The organism is Pseudomonas sp. Pseu.R1 (genome assembly GCF_045764065.1).
Lineage (GTDB): Bacteria > Pseudomonadota > Gammaproteobacteria > Pseudomonadales > Pseudomonadaceae > Aquipseudomonas.
In genome coordinates, this window is sequence record NZ_JBJGEE020000001.1 from 1937326 (window position 1) to 1950961 (window position 13636).

16 protein-coding genes are annotated in these 13636 nt (G+C 60.7%); 7 read left to right on the top strand and 9 right to left on the bottom strand.

Features of this window, described 5'->3' with window-relative positions; translation table 11 throughout:
- Positions 1-11: 11 nt before the first annotated feature.
- A complete protein-coding gene (locus ACI5GA_RS09045) occupies positions 12-1190 on the top strand; it encodes a vWA domain-containing protein (RefSeq protein ID WP_401144761.1) in 1179 nt (392 codons plus the stop codon).
- Positions 1191-1427: 237 nt separating this feature from the next.
- Here ACI5GA_RS09045 and ACI5GA_RS09050 read toward each other — a convergent pair whose 3' ends face one another.
- From ACI5GA_RS09050 to ACI5GA_RS09075, 6 genes are all read right to left on the bottom strand, one after another.
- Entirely contained in the window at positions 1428-2345 is a 918-nt protein-coding gene (locus ACI5GA_RS09050) for a biotin-dependent carboxyltransferase family protein (protein ID WP_404638991.1), read from the bottom strand.
- Complete coding sequence (locus ACI5GA_RS09055; RefSeq protein WP_404638993.1) at positions 2342-3046, bottom strand: 5-oxoprolinase subunit B family protein; 705 nt, start codon at positions 3044-3046, stop codon at positions 2342-2344. The genes ACI5GA_RS09050 and ACI5GA_RS09055 overlap by 4 nt, the downstream gene beginning before the upstream one ends.
- Positions 3043-3795, bottom strand: coding sequence for a 5-oxoprolinase subunit PxpA (locus ACI5GA_RS09060; protein WP_404638995.1), 753 nt, complete (start codon positions 3793-3795; stop codon positions 3043-3045). The genes ACI5GA_RS09055 and ACI5GA_RS09060 overlap by 4 nt, the downstream gene beginning before the upstream one ends.
- A gap of 387 nt (positions 3796-4182) precedes the next feature.
- Positions 4183-4707, bottom strand: coding sequence for a DUF2937 family protein (locus tag ACI5GA_RS09065; protein ID WP_404638997.1), 525 nt, complete (start codon positions 4705-4707; stop codon positions 4183-4185).
- 13 nt (positions 4708-4720) lie between these two features.
- On the bottom strand, positions 4721-5494 hold the full coding sequence (locus tag ACI5GA_RS09070; protein ID WP_421422596.1) for a class II glutamine amidotransferase: 774 nt from the start codon (positions 5492-5494) through the stop codon (positions 4721-4723).
- Between the two features lie 36 nt (positions 5495-5530).
- Positions 5531-6034: an MFS transporter gene (locus ACI5GA_RS09075; RefSeq protein WP_404639001.1), complete on the bottom strand. Its 504-nt coding sequence runs from the start codon at positions 6032-6034 to the stop codon at positions 5531-5533.
- A gap of 141 nt (positions 6035-6175) precedes the next feature.
- Here ACI5GA_RS09075 and ACI5GA_RS09080 point away from each other — a divergent pair, with 141 nt between their 5' ends.
- Positions 6176-8233, top strand: a complete 2058-nt coding sequence (locus tag ACI5GA_RS09080; RefSeq protein WP_421422597.1) for a S9 family peptidase — start codon at positions 6176-6178, stop codon at positions 8231-8233.
- 104 nt (positions 8234-8337) lie between these two features.
- Positions 8338-8811 carry a cyclic nucleotide-binding domain-containing protein gene (locus ACI5GA_RS09085; protein ID WP_421422598.1) on the top strand — a complete coding sequence of 158 codons (474 nt, stop codon included), beginning with the start codon at positions 8338-8340 and terminating at the stop codon, positions 8809-8811.
- A 189-nt stretch (positions 8812-9000) separates the two neighbouring features.
- On the opposite strand, the gene ACI5GA_RS09090 is transcribed toward ACI5GA_RS09085, so the two are convergent.
- Complete coding sequence (locus ACI5GA_RS09090) at positions 9001-9285, bottom strand: hypothetical protein (protein WP_421422599.1); 285 nt, start codon at positions 9283-9285, stop codon at positions 9001-9003.
- Positions 9286-9429: 144 nt separating this feature from the next.
- Between ACI5GA_RS09090 and ACI5GA_RS09095 the strand changes: the two genes are divergently transcribed.
- From ACI5GA_RS09095 to ACI5GA_RS09105, 3 genes are all read left to right on the top strand, one after another.
- Positions 9430-9792, top strand: a complete 363-nt coding sequence (locus tag ACI5GA_RS09095; protein WP_404639009.1) for a YajD family HNH nuclease — start codon at positions 9430-9432, stop codon at positions 9790-9792.
- A 77-nt stretch (positions 9793-9869) separates the two neighbouring features.
- Positions 9870-10358, top strand: coding sequence for an RNA methyltransferase (locus ACI5GA_RS09100; RefSeq protein ID WP_404639011.1), 489 nt, complete (start codon positions 9870-9872; stop codon positions 10356-10358).
- 84 nt (positions 10359-10442) lie between these two features.
- Positions 10443-10814 carry a YgaP family membrane protein gene (locus ACI5GA_RS09105; protein ID WP_404639013.1) on the top strand — a complete coding sequence of 124 codons (372 nt, stop codon included), beginning with the start codon at positions 10443-10445 and terminating at the stop codon, positions 10812-10814.
- Positions 10815-10929: 115 nt separating this feature from the next.
- Here ACI5GA_RS09105 and ACI5GA_RS09110 read toward each other — a convergent pair whose 3' ends face one another.
- Together ACI5GA_RS09110 and ACI5GA_RS09115 are read right to left on the bottom strand one after the other, a co-directional pair.
- The gene (locus ACI5GA_RS09110; RefSeq protein ID WP_421425458.1) at positions 10930-12180 is read right to left on the bottom strand and encodes a hypothetical protein; all 1251 of its coding nucleotides are present in this window, start codon (positions 12178-12180) and stop codon (positions 10930-10932) included.
- A gap of 49 nt (positions 12181-12229) precedes the next feature.
- Complete coding sequence (locus ACI5GA_RS09115) at positions 12230-12679, bottom strand: YcgN family cysteine cluster protein (protein WP_404639015.1); 450 nt, start codon at positions 12677-12679, stop codon at positions 12230-12232.
- A gap of 265 nt (positions 12680-12944) precedes the next feature.
- Between ACI5GA_RS09115 and ACI5GA_RS09120 the strand changes: the two genes are divergently transcribed.
- Complete coding sequence (locus tag ACI5GA_RS09120; protein WP_421422600.1) at positions 12945-13538, top strand: nitroreductase family protein; 594 nt, start codon at positions 12945-12947, stop codon at positions 13536-13538.
- Positions 13539-13636: the final 98 nt, after the last annotated feature.

Sequence of the window (13636 nt, forward strand, 5' to 3'; positions counted from 1 at the left end):
GAGCAATCCCCATGTTGCTCAATCTGTTCAACGAAATGCGCGCAGCCAAAGTGCCGGTTTCGGTACGCGAGCTGCTGGACCTGATCAACGCCCTGAAACAGCGGGTGACGTTCGCCGACATGGACGAGTTTTACTACTTGTCCCGCGCGATTCTGGTCAAGGACGAGCGCCATTACGACAAGTTCGACCGCGCCTTCGGCGCCTACTTCAATGGCCTCGAAAAGCTCGACGATCACTTGCAGGCGCTGATCCCTGAAGACTGGCTGCGCAAGGAGTTCGAGCGCTCGCTGACCGACGAAGAACGCGCGCAGATTCAGTCCCTCGGCGGCCTCGACAAGCTCATTGAGGAATTCAAGAAGCGTCTGGAAGAACAAAAAGAACGCCATGCCGGAGGCAATAAATGGATCGGTACCGGCGGCACCAGCCCGTTCGGTTCCGGTGGCTACAACCCCGAAGGCATTCGTGTCGGCGATGCGGGCAAACGCCAAGGCAAAGCCGCCAAAGTCTGGGACCAGCGCGAATACAAAAACCTCGATGATCAGGTCGAACTCGGCACCCGCAACATCAAGGTCGCCCTGCGTCGCCTGCGCAAATTCGCCCGTCAGGGCGCGGCAGACGAACTGGACATCGACGGCACCATCGACCACACCGCTCGCGACGCAGGCCTTTTGAACATCCAGATGCGCCCGGAACGGCGCAACACCATCAAGCTGTTGCTGCTGTTCGACATCGGCGGCTCGATGGACGCCCATGTGAAGATCTGCGAAGAACTGTTCTCGGCCTGCAAGACCGAGTTCAAACACATGGAGTATTTCTACTTCCACAACTTCATTTATGAATCGGTATGGAAGAACAACCTGCGCCGCACTTCCGAGCGCACCTCCACCCAGGACCTGCTGCACAAATACGGCGCCGACTACAAAGTGATTTTCATTGGCGACGCGGCCATGGCCCCGTATGAAATCACCCAGCCGGGGGGAAGCGTCGAACACTGGAACGAAGAAGCGGGCTACGTCTGGATGCACCGTTTCATGGCCAAGTTCAAGAAAATCATCTGGATCAATCCTTACCCCAAGGATGCGTGGGGCTATACCACCTCGACCAACATCGTGCGGGATTTGATCGAGGATCAAATGTATCCGTTGACGCTGCGCGGGTTGGAGGAAGGGATGCGGTATCTGGCGAAATAACCCCGCCCAACGACACATGACCCTATGGGAGATTCTATGTTGACTGGTCAACTGCATTCGCCACCAAGGCGGCTCCCACAGAGTCAGCGCCGATCACAAACTCAAGGCTCTACACACATCGCTGTGGGAGCCGGCTTGCTGGCGAATGCGTCATCCCAGACACGATGTGCCGTCTGACCCACTGCATTCGCCAGCAAGCCGGCTCCCACAGGGTTTAGCGTACCCCCCTAAGCCGGTTTACCCCAGCACCTGCAAACACCCCACCTGCTCGCGCCACGCCACTTCCTGCACCACCGCTCTCATCCGCACCACCGCCCCCGGCAGTTGCTGCGCGAGCCGCGCGAGTGACAGCGGGGTCAACGCGCCGAGGCGGGGGTAACCGCCGATGGTCTGGCGGTCGTTGAGCAGGATGATCGGTTGGCCGTCTGGTGGCACCTGGATAGCGCCGAGGGGGATGCCTTCGGAGATCATGGGCTTGCCTTGATAAACCAACTCCGGCCCCAGCAGGCGCATGCCCATGCGGTCGGCGCGGCTGTCGAGGGTCCAGTCGCTGTTGAAGGCGTCGAACAGGCTTTGCCCGCTGAACTGGCCGATCTGAGCGCCGAGCACGACGTCCAGCGGGCGGGTGTCTTCAAGGTTCGGAATCAGGTGATCGGGCAAGGGGCTCAATTCAAACGAGGTCCCTGAGTAGCTCAGTTGATCGCCCTGCTTCAGCGCTTTGCCACTGCCATCAAGGCCGCCCAGCCCTTCCCTTCCTACCGTCGCACAGCTGCCCAGCACATCGACCGCATCGAAACCTCCGGGGGCGGCAAGGTAGGCTCGCGCACCTGAAATCGGCTGGATGAAGCGCAATTGCTGGCCTTTTCGGACAAAGAAACTGCGCCATGGCGCAATCGGGCGGTCGTCCAGCATCACGCCCAAATCCGCTCCCGCCAAGGCAAGGCAACAATCCGATTCAGCGACAAGCACCAACCCGCCCAAGGCCACTTCGACCACTGCGGCATCAAGCGGGTTATTCAGCAGTTTGTTTGCCCAGGCCATGGACAACCAGTCCAGCGCCCCGCCTTGGGTCACGCCCAAATGGCGCACACCAAAACGCCCCGCGTCCTGCAACAGACACAACGGCGTACTGCTTTTGACGGTCAACAGGCTCATGCCAGTGCCTCCAACGGGGTGTCGTCGCCGCCCAGGCGGATGAATTCGGCGTGATCGATGGGTTCATAACGCACGGTATCGCCGGGCTGCATCAGGCTGTAGCCGTCGATCTCACGATCAAACAGTTTCGCCGGGGTACGTCCCAAGATGTTCCAGCCACCGGGAGACTCCAGCGGGTAAGCCGCCGTCTGACGTTCGGCGATGCCAACGCTGCCTGCCGCGACGCGTTTGCGTGGAGTGTTGATTCGGGGGGCTGCGAGTATTTCCTCCACCAACCCCATGAACGCGAAGCCCGGCGCGAAGCCCAGCGCAAAGACCTGATATTCGCGCTGGCTGTGGCGTCGAATCACTTCATCCATCGGCAAACCACTGCGCTTGGACAGCAGCGTCAATTCCGGGCCGACGCTGAGGTCGTACCAGACCGGCAGCACATGCCGTCGCCCGCCTTTGCCTGCGTCCGGTGCAAGGTCGTTCAACGCCTCGATGATCAGTGCCCGCGCCTGCTGCGGCGCCAGCGCCATCAGGTCGTAATGCACCATCAGCGTGGTATACGACGGCACCAGATCGATCAACTGTGCACCGAAGCCCTCGCGCAGCCGCAGGCTGGCGGCGAGCATCCACGGCATGTTGGCTTCGTCGATGGCGTCGAACAGACGCACCATCAGGCAATCGATCGCGACGACTTCGATACGCAGATTCATAGGGCGGACGTCTTGCCCAGCGCCTCACGGATGCGCTGCACGGCGGCGATGGAGCTGGCGTTGTCGCCATGCACGCAAAGAGTGTCCACCTTGAGGTTCAGCTCGCTGCCATCACTGGCAATCAATGGTTCGCCGCGGGACAGGGTCAGTGCCTGCGCGATGATCAGTTCCGGATCGTGATGCACCGCGCCCGGCAGGTTGCGTGACACCAAGCGCCCTACGCTGTCGTAGGCCCGGTCGGCAAAGGCCTCGAACCACAAGGTAACGCCGAACTCATCGGCAATGGCTTGCGCGGCGCTGTTGTCACGCATCGAGAGCAGCATCAATGGCAGCTCGGGGTTGTAGCGGGCGATGCCTTCGATGACGGCACGCAGTTGGGTCGGGTTGGCCATCATGTCGTTGTACATCGCGCCATGGGGTTTGACGTAACGCACGCGCCCGCCCTGAGCGCGGGCCACACCATCGAGGCCACCGATCTGGTAATGGAGCAAGTCTTGGATCTCTTGCGGCGAACAGGCCATCGAACGGCGCCCGAAGCCCACCAGATCCGGATACGCCGGGTGCGCACCGATGATGACATTGTGGGTCAGGGCCAGGGCCACGGTCTTGCGCATGACGCTGGGGTCCCCGGCATGAAAGCCGCAGGCGATGTTGGCGCAATCGATGTACGGCATGACCTCGGCGTCCAGACCCATGGTCCACGCGCCGTAGCTTTCGCCGATGTCACAGTTCAATAACAGGCGGCCCAAGGGGTGATCTCCTGTGCGAATGAATGTTGGGGACGAGGCTTGAGTCTACGCGCGGGAAGCCGCTGAAACACGCCAGTCATGTGAAGGCGCATTCTTGGGTGAGAGGGGACAGGACGTCCAACGAATAAAAGCGCGGGGGTGGGATAAGAAAAAGTGAACGGGGTCCAAGGCGATGCGTTTTACGGCGCCGACTTGCTGGCGATAGCAGCGGGTCAGGCAGCATGGTTGTGTCTGGACTGCCGCTATCGCCAGCAAGCCGGCTCCCACAGGTTTAGCGGTGAATACGCAACTCGGATCGGGCGCGATCTTTGTGGGAGCCGGCTTGCTGGCGATAGCAATGGGTCAGGCGCATCGGCAATGGCTGACCGTCTACAATCGCGAGTAACCTCACTCCCACTCCCGATTGACCCGGCGCTTATACACTCGACCGACGAACAGCCAGTCAATGAACACCACAAAGCTTTCGATCACCAGTGAGAACAACAACGCGCAGGCCAGGCCCCAGCCGATGACTTCCGGCGACAGCAGGACCTGCCACGTGTAGCCGTTCCAGGTCTCGGTGCGGATGTCCGGGTCAGCCGCCGTCAGAACGTGCCAGGCGCGCAGATACCACGGACCTTGCAACGCCATGAACTCACGATCCAGCACTTGATTGCGGGTCAACAGGTTGCTGATGTTGTTGGCGTCGGTTTTGAACACCGGGTCATCGCTGCTGCGGTAGTGCTGGATCAGTGCCTGCACATCGCCATTGAAGAAGCGCTGAGCAGTTTCGTTGTAGCCCCGCAGGTTCTGCTGCGCTTCCATCAAATGCGCTTCGACGCGCTTGCTGTAATCGCTGATGAATCCGGGTATCTGCACGCCGATCAACAGGCCTGCGGTGAACAACACCAATCGCACATAGCTTCGCAGCATAGATCCCTCTCGGTCAGGTTCGGCCTTCGGCCACGCACTCGCCACGACGCCACAAGCTCCAGTGGCCCGGTTCGTAGCGATTCCAGGTCTCGTTCTCCGTCAACGGCTCGGTGGCAATGACTGTGACCACGTCGTTGGGGGTTGTTTCCGCCTGAAAATCGACGATCACGTCGACATCCTTCAATCGCGCGGGGCCAAACGGTGCACGGCGGGTGATGTGGACGAGTTTGGTGGAGCAATAGCAGAACAGCCAATCGCCATCACTCAACAGACCGTTGAATACGCCCTTGCTGCGGTATTCGTTGCAGGCCTGGACGAGCGTCGGCAACAACTGCTCGACCTCAACAGGTTCAGGAAAGGCTTCGCGCACGCGGTTGAGCAGGTCGCAAAACGCCGCCTCACTGTCGGTATCACCCACTGGCCGGTAGAACGTGGCGCTCGGGTGAAAGTCCGCCAATTGGCCGTTGTGAGCGAAGCACCAGTTACGGCCCCACAATTCACGCACGAAAGGATGAGTGTTGGACAGGCAGACCTTGCCGACGTTGGCCTGGCGAATATGCCCGATCACCACTTCGCTCTTGATCGGGTAGCGCTGCACCAGTTGCGCGACTTCGGACTCGCTGCTGGCCGCAGGGTCCTGAAACACCCGCAGGCCGCGCCCTTCGTAGAAACCGATGCCCCAGCCATCACGATGGGGACCGGTACGACCGCCCCGCTGCATCAGCCCGGTGAAGCTGAAGACGATGTCAGTCGGTACATTGGCACTCATGCCCAGAAGTTCACACATGCTCGGGTCTCGATGGTTCAGCGACGGGCTTTCAGGTCAAAGCTTGGGTTCAACCCGCGAGCGAACGCCGGGGCCAGCACCTCGGACAGGCGCCGCAGTCTGGCCGGCATAACGGGAAGTCCCCTGCGTGGCAAACGGCTCGTCGTCTGCCTTCTCCTCGGCAGCGGCCTGTGCGGCAGCCGCTTCAGCATGAGCCTGACGGGCCTTTTTCTTGCGCAGGAAAGGCAGACGGATCAGTGCGAAAATGACGTAAAGACCCAGGGCAATCGACCCGTAAGTCGACAGATCCAGCGCCGCACGCCAGACGTTGTTGCCCACTTTGAGGCCCAGATCAAGCACGCTGATAGCCAGCGCCGGGGCATACTTTTCCTTGACCGGGTCGATGATGGTCGGGCAGAACAACAGCACCGCGCCGATCACGCGCAGTGGCTCACGCAGGTAGCGCCACATCCAGCCGGTGAGCTTGAACCACACCAACAGACAGCCCAACGCGGCGAACGCGTAAAGGCCCCAGGCAATCAGATAGTCGTTGTCGGTCATGACGTCCGTGGTAAGGCAGGTAAAGAGGCGCTTATGATAACGACTTTTCGCCAGCCTGGCTTACCCGGCTTCAGTTATCGGCCCGCTTCGCCAGCAAAACGCTCGCCCAAGCGGCCTGTTTCACTTTTGAGAGAGCCTCGCATGCCTTCATCCCTCAGCACTTCCAGCGCTCCAATTGCCCGCAAAGGCGACGGCGCCGATCCGTATGCCTGGCTGCAGAATCGCGATACCGACGAGGTGCTCGACTACCTCAAGGCCGAAAACAGCTATCAGGAACAGCAACTGGCCGATCAAGAAGCGTTGCGTGAAACCCTGTTCCAGGAGATCAAGGGCCGCATCCTCGAAACCGACCTGTCGTTGCCCTCCCCGTGGGGTCCGTACCTGTATTACACCCGCACCACCGAGGGTGACGAATACGCCCGCCACTACCGCTGCCCGCGCCCGGCAGACGATTCGCAAACCGTCGATGATAGCGCCGAAGAGCTGCTGCTGGACCCGAATGCGCTGGCCAACGGCGGGTTCTTTTCCCTGGGTGCCTTCAGCATCAGCCCGGACCACCAGCGTCTGGCCTATAGCACCGACACCAGCGGCGATGAGGTTTATCAGCTGTTCGTGAAGGAATTGAGCACCGGGACTGTCATCGGTCTGCCATTCGAAGAGTGCGACGGCAGCATGACCTGGGCCAATGACAGCCAGACCCTGTTCTTTGGCGAACTGGACGACACCCATCGCCCTCACAAGCTGTATCGCCACAAGTTGGGCACCGATGCAGCCGATCTGGTGTTCAGCGAACCCGACGGGCGCTTTTTTCTGCATTGCTATCGCACCAGTTCCGAGCGGCAACTGGTGCTGGCGCTGGACAGCAAGACCACTGGCGAGAGCTGGGTGCTGGACGCCAGCAAGCCCGAGCAGGCGTTCGTGTGTGTCGCACCGCGCAGCGAAGGCCATGAATATTCGGTCGACCATGGCCTGATCGACGGCACCTGGAGCTGGCTGATTCGCAGCAACCAGGCCGGTATCAACTTCGCACTGTTTAATGCGCCGGAACAGGCCAGCGGCGTGCCCGACCGCAGCGACTGGCAAACGCTGGTCCCTCACAGCGATACGGTCATGCTCGACGGCTTCAGCCTCAACGCTCGTGGTCTGACCTTGAGCCTGCGCGAAGGCGGGCTGCCCATCGTCGAAGTTCACCCACAGGGCTTGCCGCCTTATCGCGTGCAACTGCCGGACGCGGCCTACAGCCTGTATGTGCAAGACACCCTTGAGTTCGAGAGCGACAAGATTCGTCTGCGCTATCAATCCCTGAATCGTCCGCCGCAGGTTCGTCAATTGACCCTGGCCACCGGGGAGCAAGTCGTCCTCAAGGAAACGCCCGTACTAGGCGTGTTCGACGCCGATGCCTACGTCAGCCAGCGCCTGTGGGCGACCGCTGCGGACGGCACGCAAGTACCGATCAGCCTTGTCGTCAAACGCGAGCTCGCCGGTCAGCCGGTGCCACTTTATCTGTACGGCTACGGCGCGTACGGCGAAAGTCTGGACCCATGGTTCTCTCATGCCCGGTTGAGCCTGCTCGATCGCGGTATCGCCTTCGCCATCGCCCATGTACGCGGCGGCGGCGAGTTGGGTGAGGCTTGGTACCGCACGGGCAAACAGGAACACAAGCAAAATACCTTCAGCGACTTTATCGCCTGTGCCGAGCACCTGATTGCGCAAAACCTGACCACCGCCGAGCAACTGGTGATCAGCGGCGGCAGCGCGGGTGGCCTGTTGATCGGCGCGGTGGTCAATCAACGCCCTGAGCTGTTCAAGGCGGCAATTGCCGAAGTGCCGTTCGTCGACGTACTCAACACCATGCTAGATCCGGACCTGCCGTTGACCGTGACCGAATATGACGAGTGGGGCAATCCTCAAGAGCCTGAGGTTTACGCCCGGATCAAGGCCTATGCGCCTTACGAAAACGTCAGCGCGCAGGCGTATCCGGCGATGCTGGTGATTGCCGGGTACAACGACAGTCGGGTGCAGTATTGGGAGGCGGCCAAGTGGGTGGCCAGATTGCGCGACACCAAAACCGACGACCATTTGCTGCTGCTCAAGACCGAACTGGGCGCCGGGCATGGCGGGATGAGCGGGCGGTATCAGGGATTACGTGACGTAGCGCTCGAATACGGATTTATCTTCAAGGTATTGCAACTGGCCTGAGGAACTCTCTTCCGACCATCTGTCCTATCAGACGGCTCCTGCTGACGTGTAGTCTGGAGCCGTTTTCCGAGTCCCGTTTTTACGACACTGACAAGAACATCGCCATGCCGACAGCTTCCTCTCTGAACAATGAAATCCGTGAAATGCTGATGGACTGTGGTCTGTTTCTCGCCCTGACGCCTGCGGACTTTTCTGCGGCGGCGGGCTATTTCAGCATCAGCAGCATCGAAAAAGGCGAAGCCATCTTCAACGAGGGCGACGCGGGCACCTTCATGTGCATCATTCATTCGGGCACGGTGTCGGTGCAGAAGCTCAATAGTGAAGGCAAGCCAGTGGAAACGGCCATTCTGCGCAGTGGCCGCGCCTTTGGGGAAATGGCGGTGCTAGATGGCGAACGCCGATCCGCGAGCTGCGTCGCAGCGTCGTCCTGCTACCTGCTGAACCTGGGCAAGGACTCACTGGACAAGATGCTCAACGACGCGCCGAAGGTGGCCGCCAAGATCATTCGCGCCATTGCCATCGCCATGTCCAAGCGCCTGCGCATGATGGATGGGCAGGTGTTGGCGCAGCACGAGTAGCAACGCTCAGATTGTGGGAGCCGCCTTGCTGGCGAATGCGGCGTATCAGTCGCCATCAACGTATCTGGCCCGACGCTTTCGCCAGCAAGCCGGCTCCCACAGGTTCGGCGTCGAACGAATGGGCTGGATCGGATGCGGTCATTGTGGGAGCCGCCTTGGTGGCGATGCGGTTGATCAGCCACCCTGGAATCAAGGGGCTGGCTTGGCAGGCGTGATCGCAGGCAATGGCTCATCATCCTTCGGCGGCCCCGGTTGCGGAATCTTTGGCAATAACGGCGGATTGCCCTGCCCTCCCACACGCGGGACGCTGGGGGGCGAGACCTGAGGGTACGGCGTTGGCGTGGCCGTTCCGGGCGAACCGGACGTCGCGGCAATCGGCTCGGGCGGGTTGAGGACAGGTTGCAACGATTCGGCAAACACGGGCGACATACCCACTGCCATCAGCGCAAACACCGCTGGAATGAACCCCTTCATCGTTGGCCTCCACAGCCAATCTTCTGTCATGACGCTCAGGCTACTCCTGCGCGAGAAAATTGCCACTGCCTGACATGGCTGTAGAACCCACGTCAACGCGCTAAACTCGCCCCATTGCCAACCGCACACGAAACAGGTGACACCATGAGCTCCACCAATACCTCCAAGCTCGACCGCATCCTGGCCGATGCCAAACGCGACAAGGAGATGGGCTACCGCGACAAAGCGCTGAAGATGTACCCCCACGTCTGCGGCCGCTGCGCCCGGGAATTTTCCGGCAAACGCCTGAGCGAACTGACCGTGCATCACCGCGACCACAACCACGACAACAACCCGCAGGACGGCTCGAACTGGGAACTGCTCTGCCTGTTCTGTCACGACAACGAGCACTCTCGCTACACCGACCAGCAATACTTCTCCGACAGCTCTCTCGGTTCGCCGAAAACGGCCAAGGCCACTCACAACCCGTTTGCCGCATTGGCCGGGATGATGAAGAAGGACGATTGAGATTCGCTCCGTAGCGGTCAGTTCATCTCCCGAGACCTGCGTATAATCCCGCGCTTTCCCCTAAGAGCACCCTCCCCGTGGCCAACAAACGCTATGCCTGCATCGGCTTGTACAACCCCAAATCCCCGGAAAACGTCGGTTCGGTGATGCGCGCGGCAGGCTGCTACGGCGTGGCGTCGGTGTTCTACACCGGCAAGCGGTACGAGCGGGCACGGGATTTTGTCACCGACACCAAGAAGATCCATCAGGACATTCCGCTGATCGGCATCGACGACCTGAAAAAGATCATTCCTCTGGGTTGCGTGCCGGTGGCCGTCGAGCTGGTAGAAGGCGCTCGCGCACTGCCCGAATACACTCACCCGGATCGCGCGATCTACATTTTCGGCCCTGAAGACGGCTCGCTGGACAAAGATATCCGCGACTGGTGCGAGGACGTCGTGTATATCCCCACCACCGGCTGCATGAACCTGGCCGCGACCGTCAACGTCGTGCTTTACGACCGCATGGCCAAGGGCAACAACACTCGCTCTGGCCCGCTGTTCGGCCGCGAAACCGATCGCACCTGATCGCCTTGTCGCGACAAACGTATTGAACAGTTTTCGGTTGTGGCAGTCAGCTACAGGGACCATACCTTTCATGGAGAATCCATCATGAGCGATACCCCGATCCTCAAACGCGTCGAACGTCCGCTGCGTGAACTCCCCGAGCAAAACGTACAAGGCTGGGAGCGCATCGGCTCTTTGGCCGGGGGCGTGCTGATGATGGGCAAGGGCCTGCGCCGTGGCGGGCTATTCGGCCTGGTGCAACTGGCCATTGGCGGCGCAGTGCTGGCACGGGGTATCACCGGTCATTGCTCGGCCAAGGCGTTGCTGGAGAAAAGCCGCAGTGACATGGCCGTGGCCCGTGCGCGTATCGAAGAGGCAGGCGCTGAGTTGAGCAAGCTCAAGACCAAGGCCGAAGTGGCGGCAGAAGAAGCCGTGGTGAAAAGCATCGATGCGGTGAAGGGGCCGAAGGGCGCCTGATCTGGGCATATTGGTCCTGCCTGCACATTCTCTGTAGCAACACGGCTTGCCGGCGGTAGCGATTTCAATGACGCCACCGCCGACAAGCCGTGCTGGTGCAGATAAAACAGCGATCCTACAAAAGCGGCGTAGCCAACACCTTAGACGGCTCGCCCATCACCCCGGCGCTGAGTTGCGCGAAATCCTCTGTCGTCACCGGCCCCATACGCACCAGCCCTTGCATTACATCGTCCAGCGACTTCTGGTCGTCGGTCTTGCGCCGGATTTCCTGATCCAGTGCCCCCATCAGCAGTGCAGCGCGTGCGGTCATGGCCTGATCGACATGAACCGCACGTAACGTCGTCACCTTGCGCCCGACCCGCGTCAGGATCGATTGCCAGTCCTGATAGCGATCCTCGGTCATCCCGCCGGAACGCCGCAGCAACTCCACGGCGTAATACTCGGCAACGCCTGCGCGGATCCAGTCACTTCGATCCTTCGTCTGAACCCGAGCGAACACCTGCACCAACTCCCGCAACACGGGACTGGCGCCGCTCTCACTGATCAACGGGCGATTGCTGTTGAGGTAGATCGAATCGTGCCCGGCACTGGCATTTCGAGCCATGGAATCCGCCGCGCCGACCACCAGCAATTTGCCCGGCGTGCGTGGGAAAACGGCTTGCAGACGAGGCCAGACGAACGTCAGCAGCGTCAGGCTTTCCATGCGGCGCATGCCCTGCCCTTTTGGTGCACTGACCGTGACATCGGTGTCACCCAGATGAGCACGACGGTTGATCAGATTCCCCGCCAGCATCCAGCCGGTGGGCCGCTCGAAAAGACGCGAGGCGTTGTCAATGCGAAAGCGGTTCTTGCCAATGCGCGGCCACGAGGTTTCGACATCGCGCCACCCCGGCGGCAAATCGAACGTCAGACGCGCCTGCAAGCGTACGCCGTCCTGCTGATCGAGCCGGGCGGCGGGCACCAGGTCCTCGCCGCGAAACAGCGCCCACTCGGCGGTCATGCGGCTGTCGTAACGAGGCTTGTCCGAATGCGTGTCCACAGCAGGTCGATCGATTCGTACGCGATACGTCAACGTGGCCTTGCCTGTCGCGGGTTTCCAGATACCCCGCAAGGCAGTGCCCGAGGGTGCCGGTTCGGTCGTCCACTGGCCGTCCGCCGCAAAGTCGCTGAAATACCCCTGCTCGCCCAGATTCAGATTCAGGCTGCGCACCACGCTGCCCTGCTCCAGGGTCACGCGCACTTCGGCCTGATCGCTCTGGGGCAATAAGGTGACGTGGTAATCCAGGTCGACTTTTTTCACCGCCCACGCAGGCAGGCTGACGAGCAGCAGAACGGCACACAGCGAAAGGTGATAACGCACGGGCAGACCACTCCTGTTGCGACAGGCTGTTGGATCGAATCAGCTCACGAAGGGATCAGCCCGCGCGGAAAATCAGGTAATCCTCCCAATCGTCTTCGGCCACGCTCGTTTCGCTGAGCATACGGCCGGACTGGGAAATACGCTGCTTGTGGACCTGCTCGCGATCACCACACACCAAGTGGTGCCAGGCGGGCAGGTCCTTGCCTTCGCTGACCAATCGATAGCCGCAAGTGGGCGGCAACCACTTGAACTCATCGGCCTGACCCGGCGTGAGTTGAATGCAATCGGGCACCAACGCCTTGCGATTCGGATAATCGGCACATTGGCAGGTCTTCAGGTCCAGCAACTTGCAGGCGATGCGCGTGTAATACACGCTGCCATCGTCCTCATCTTCAAGCTTTTGCAGACAGCACAGGCCACAGCCGTCACACAACGACTCCCACTCCACCGGATTGAGTTGGGTGAGGGTTTTGCGCATCCAGAAGGGTTCGACGTCGGCGGCCATGGCGTACGGGAATCGGTATCGGTGATGAAAAGGCCGCCAGTCTAGTGGCACATCGCATGGGGGCCAAGCATTGGCGACTGTCGGTAGCCAGAGGCTTGTCATCACCGGGTCGGCGCAGTAGCTTTATGCCCTCGCACGCTCTGATCAGAGCCCTGCCCGCATCAACCGCTTCGACGATGCCTGCCGTCCACGGCCCATCCGATGGATTCCGCTTGCCGCTTCTGCCAGCAGGCGGTCACTTAAACCTGTTCAGGATCATCCTTTCATGAGTGCCAACCCACGCGTTGCCGAATACGCCATCCACTCGCAATTCACCGATCGCTGGTCGCCTCGTGCGTTCACTGGCGAAAGTATCCCGCAAGAGACGCTGCTGAGCTTTTTCGAAGCCGCTCGCTGGGCACCGTCGGCCTACAACTCGCAGCCATGGCGCTTTCTGTATGCCCGTCGCGACACGCCCAACTGGGAGCGTTTTCTGGGCCTGTTGAACGAGTTCAACCGGGGCTGGGCACAGCACGCGTCGGCGCTGGTGATCGTCATTTCCAAAACGACCTTCACGGCGCCCGGCGCCACCGAAGAAACACCTGCGCTGTGGCACACCTTCGACACCGGATCGGCCTGGGGCCACCTGGCGCTGCAAGCGAGCCTGAGCGGCTGGCACACCCACGGCATGGCCGGCTTCGATCAGGAACTGACTCGCAAGGAGCTGAAGATTCCGGAAGGCTACGCACTGCACGCCGCCGTCGCCATTGGCAAGCTGGGCGACAAATCGACCCTGGCCGAATACCTGCAAGCCCGCGAAGTGCCAAGCCCACGTCGTCCGCTGGCTGAATTGGCGGCTGAGGGGGATTTCAGCCTGTAAGCATGGCAGGAGTTACATCGATCTAACGAACACCGCCCCCCTGTGGGAGCGAACTCATTCGTTCCCACAGGTTTCGGGGGCAATCAGGTCGAACGTAA

Coding starts and splice junctions, on each gene's coding strand:
- ACI5GA_RS09045 (WP_401144761.1), top strand. CDS start 12: ATGTTGCTCAATCTGTTCAACGAAATGCGCGCAGCCAAAGTGCCGGTT.
- ACI5GA_RS09050 (WP_404638991.1), bottom strand. CDS start 2,345: ATGAGCCTGTTGACCGTCAAAAGCAGTACGCCGTTGTGTCTGTTGCAG.
- ACI5GA_RS09055 (WP_404638993.1), bottom strand. CDS start 3,046: ATGAATCTGCGTATCGAAGTCGTCGCGATCGATTGCCTGATGGTGCGT.
- ACI5GA_RS09065 (WP_404638997.1), bottom strand. CDS start 4,707: ATGCTGCGAAGCTATGTGCGATTGGTGTTGTTCACCGCAGGCCTGTTG.
- ACI5GA_RS09070 (WP_421422596.1), bottom strand. CDS start 5,494: ATGTGTGAACTTCTGGGCATGAGTGCCAATGTACCGACTGACATCGTC.
- ACI5GA_RS09075 (WP_404639001.1), bottom strand. CDS start 6,034: ATGACCGACAACGACTATCTGATTGCCTGGGGCCTTTACGCGTTCGCC.
- ACI5GA_RS09080 (WP_421422597.1), top strand. CDS start 6,176: ATGCCTTCATCCCTCAGCACTTCCAGCGCTCCAATTGCCCGCAAAGGC.
- ACI5GA_RS09085 (WP_421422598.1), top strand. CDS start 8,338: ATGCCGACAGCTTCCTCTCTGAACAATGAAATCCGTGAAATGCTGATG.
- ACI5GA_RS09090 (WP_421422599.1), bottom strand. CDS start 9,285: ATGAAGGGGTTCATTCCAGCGGTGTTTGCGCTGATGGCAGTGGGTATG.
- ACI5GA_RS09095 (WP_404639009.1), top strand. CDS start 9,430: ATGAGCTCCACCAATACCTCCAAGCTCGACCGCATCCTGGCCGATGCC.
- ACI5GA_RS09105 (WP_404639013.1), top strand. CDS start 10,443: ATGAGCGATACCCCGATCCTCAAACGCGTCGAACGTCCGCTGCGTGAA.
- ACI5GA_RS09115 (WP_404639015.1), bottom strand. CDS start 12,679: ATGGCCGCCGACGTCGAACCCTTCTGGATGCGCAAAACCCTCACCCAA.
- ACI5GA_RS09120 (WP_421422600.1), top strand. CDS start 12,945: ATGAGTGCCAACCCACGCGTTGCCGAATACGCCATCCACTCGCAATTC.